The organism is Okeania sp., assembly GCF_983059655.1.
This window is the reverse complement of record NZ_CEZPJD010000747.1, coordinates 1-3,900: the sequence shown is the minus strand read 5'-3', so window position 1 is coordinate 3,900 and position 3,900 is coordinate 1. Positions and strand designations below refer to the sequence as shown.

2 protein-coding genes are annotated in these 3,900 nt (G+C 37.9%); both read right to left on the bottom strand.

The features are described 5' to 3' along the window. Positions 1–454: 454 nt before the first annotated feature. Positions 455–973, bottom strand: coding sequence for a hypothetical protein (locus AC3DU7_RS27735; RefSeq protein ID WP_488042485.1), 519 nt, complete (start codon positions 971–973; stop codon positions 455–457). Between the two features lie 297 nt (positions 974–1,270). Then, positions 1,271–2,458 (bottom strand): bifunctional rod-capping linker CpcD/ferredoxin--NADP reductase PetH, encoded by a 1,188-nt coding sequence (gene cpcD/petH / locus AC3DU7_RS27730; RefSeq protein WP_488042484.1) that lies wholly within the window; start codon positions 2,456–2,458, stop codon positions 1,271–1,273. Between the last annotated feature and the right edge of the window lie 1,442 nt (positions 2,459–3,900).

The following is a 3,900-nucleotide window of genomic DNA, read 5'->3' as shown; positions in this document are numbered from 1 at the left end:
TTATTTTTGTTTGTTATTGCTGCTTTTATTGCTGGTTAGAAGTAAGCATTTCCTGTATCAGTTATCAGTTATCAGTAACTCTGGAATAAGGAGGCTTGAAATCAGGAATATGCTCTTTTCTCTTGGTTGATTGGATCTGGCGTTTGCTACCGCAAAGCTTTTCTAACGGAAAGCGTCCCGGAGGGAACGGAGACCCGCTCTTATCAGACCCGCTCCGCTTTACATGTTGCGGAGCAAAACGACATCCCACCCTACGGGAAGCTCCGCTAACAACCGCTTTTTATCCACTTAAAAGGAGAGGCTTTTGAGCACAATTTTTAGGCAATAAAGCTGATAGCTGATAGCTGACTGCTTACTGAATGATGCATCGAAAATCTCGCGCTGTCTTGTAGAGCAGCGTCAGGATAATATCAATATCAACGATGCATCATTACCACTTAATTTCTAAATCGAATTATCCAACTGGAACTAAATCAACTTCATCTGCACCATCAGTTTCACCTTGACCAGATGTAATTTGTTCTCCATTAACTTCAACAGCTAAATTTGTACCGTCTAAGTTAACATTATAGTCAGTAGCATCAGCAGTATATCCTACACTAGCAACCATTTGCCTACCTGCATCAGTGTATTGGAAGCCCATCAATTGATTTTTTTCTTTCTCATTATCGTAAGACCATATCACCATGTATTGTTGTTCTTGATATTCAAATACTTTAGGCGGACGAGTAGGAACGTAACGACCTGGAGCGCCAAAGCTGGCATCAAGGAAAGGTTGTACTGACTCAGGTTCCACACTCGCAAAAGCAATATCATCAGCTTCTAGCTCTACTTCTGCGTCTTCAGTTGCTTCTGGGTCGGGTTCTTCTTGATCGCGGTTCTGGAAATAATCTACAGCTTTTTTTACACCATACCCAGTAGCTGCTACACCAGCAACACCAGCAACAATTTTAGCAAGATTACCAAAGTTCATTTTGTTCTCCTAATTTGGATTTTGGATTAATTAAATTTAAGAGACGTGGCACCAACCCAAATATTGAGAGAATATCTAGGCAATTTTTGTCCCCTGTCTCAATTTATTAGTAACTCAACCAACTTGATACTAGCAGAATTTGTTTCTCACGAACAATTTTGAGGCAGATGTTTTTTGTCCCTAAAACCTGAAAGGGAGAGGCTTATTTGATACCTCTCCCTGGTCGATAGAAAATGAATTGATGATTAGCTTACTATTATAGCATAACTGCTGAATTTTGATGAATGTACACCACTATTAGTAAGTTTCAACGTGCCAACGATGGTCTTTTTTCAAGCCCTTCTGATACTCGCTCCAATCAACATCAAACTTACCAGTCACAGCAGACATTCCTTCATCAATGCCACCTTCCATACCTTTGAGACCGCAGATGTAAGTGTGAGTACTTGGCTTTTGAATATGATCCCATAACTCATCAGCATTTTCTTGAATTCTGTGCTGAATATACATTTTGCCGCCATCTTTATTCTTTTGTTCGCGACTAATGGCATAAGTTACGCGGAAATTATCAGGGAACTGACGTTGCAGTTCTTCAAGCTCTTCTTTGTAGAGAATATTTGGAGTATAGGCACAACCAAAGAATAACCAGGCCAAACCTTTAAACTGATAATCAGGGTTTTGTTCTCTTTCCTTAAACATCCGCCAGATGAAAGCACGGAAAGGAGCAATTCCTGTACCTGTTGCGATCATAATAATAGTTGCGTCTTCATCATCAGGCAACAACATTTCCTTGCCCACAGGCCCAGTAATGGCCACATCTGCACCTTCTTCCATACCACATAGGTAAGAAGAACATACACCATAGATTCTTTCGCCTGTTTCTGGGTGATTGTATTCTAGACGGCGTACACACAGAGACACTGTTTTATCATCAAGATTATCGCCATGGCGAGTAGAAGCGATAGAGTAAAGCCTTAACTTGTGAGGTTTACCCTTAGCATCTGTTCCTGGTGGAATAATACCAATACTTTGACCTTCTAGATAGTGCAAGTCACTACCAGAAAGGTCAAATACTAGGTGACGAACAGTACCTTCACCACCTTCACGTACTAACTCAGTGCTGGAAAGACATTTGCCAACGAATGGATTTTTGGGGCGATAGGTGTTTACCGGAACATCCTTTGACTTGGGTTTAGCTTGAGTCATGGGTTTAGTTTTTTCTCCTGTAGTTGTTTGACCGTTAATTTGAGAGCTTTCACTCACAGCTTTAATGCTGATAATTTTGCCTCCCATCCGCGTAATCCTCTGCATTTCTTGGTTCATGCGAGCATAAGGTACAGTGATGTAAACAGTTCCACTGCGACGGATGGGGCTATTTGTTTTGTCAGTAATATTACTCTGACGTAAACCTTCTACTTCGTATACAAAAGTACGACTACCGTATTCTGTATTGGTTTTTACTCCCAATGCAGTTTGAGTTTTCATTATTGATTTCTCCATTTAGATAAAGTATATTGCCAAGAGATGATAAGCCTTTTTATTTAAGTGTTTTTTAAGATACCCTGATATAATGGCCAGTAGGTGTTAACTCCATATTTCAGAGGTTTAGTGCTGAAAATCTTGTTTTCCTTATGCCATCTTGTTTATTCCCTAATTAATTCTATGATTAGGAAGTAACCTAAAAGTAGAACTACAATTAGAATGAGTAAAACTAATACTTTTTTCAGTTTTTTACTCTGATGTAGCTTCTCAAGCTTGAATAAAAATAGGCAGTATAGTGTTCTGTATTGTTTTTTACACTATAACTAAGTGCTGTTTGAATTGTTATTATTGACCAGTCTTTGATTCTAGTACAAATACACTTTTCACCCAAAAGAATGTCACTTTTATTACAGCTTGAGTCTCTATACTAAGATGCTTTTAAGTAGGGCTTATCGATTAATTTGCAAAGTTTTTACAGGTCAAAATTAGCCTTTTCATATACTAAGGGAGCACCAGCTTTTAGATGGTAATAGTTCAAAAATGAGCGCATTTTGAAGAGTTGGGCAGAACAATCTTGGGAGGATTCTTCTGACTATCTCTTCTACAATTCCCATTCCTTCTGACTCCTGGCTTATAAAATCTGGCTTCTGGCTTCTGTCCTTACCAAAAGACTTTATTCAGCAAACCCTAAGTATATGGCCAATACAGAAACATCTTTAATTTCACTCTCTAATTTATCTCTAAGGCATTGTTAATTCTTAGCATTAATCAATTCTGACTATTTTACATACAAAATGCAGAGTGGTCTTAATTTCTTTATAAGCTAGGGATACGCACGTCAGATAAAGTAGACAAAAAGAGCCAGTGGACAAGGAGGGAGAAACAAGAAACATTCAAATACATGACATCTATGCTTTTTCTCTATTGTCCTTCAAGTTTAGTCATAACAAGAAAGTCAAAAAATCTACCCTTGTGATATGAGATAAAAATGCTTTCAGTTTTGCCAGCCCCTCGATTTATAACACTTGACTTGCAAAAAATAACTTTTGTCTACCATGCTCATTACTTTACAACGTAAAAACGAAAAACTAATCAACACAATTTTTTTTTAACAATGCAAGCAGCATTCTCAATGCAAAAGCTACAGTGCGAGAGTGAACTAAGTTGCTAAATTTCCCGGTTGTGGTTTTTCCTGTCCATCAAAACCACTGTTAAACTGGGCCTTATATTCCTCGAACTTGGCCTAAATTTCTAAACCCACTAGAGAAATTAGTCTTTTCTTACCAAATAATTAAGCTTTAAAGCCTCTCCTTTAAAGGATAAACAAGAAAAAAATTTCTCTATCACGTCAATCCTCTCCTTGAAAAGAAGAGGTAATTATTAATTATTCATTATTAATTTTTGAACAAGAGATGTCCTACTCCAGTTGTAAAGTTCCGACTTTG

Coding starts and splice junctions, on each gene's coding strand:
- AC3DU7_RS27735 (WP_488042485.1), bottom strand. CDS start 973: ATGAACTTTGGTAATCTTGCTAAAATTGTTGCTGGTGTTGCTGGTGTA.
- cpcD/petH (WP_488042484.1), bottom strand. CDS start 2,458: ATGAAAACTCAAACTGCATTGGGAGTAAAAACCAATACAGAATACGGT.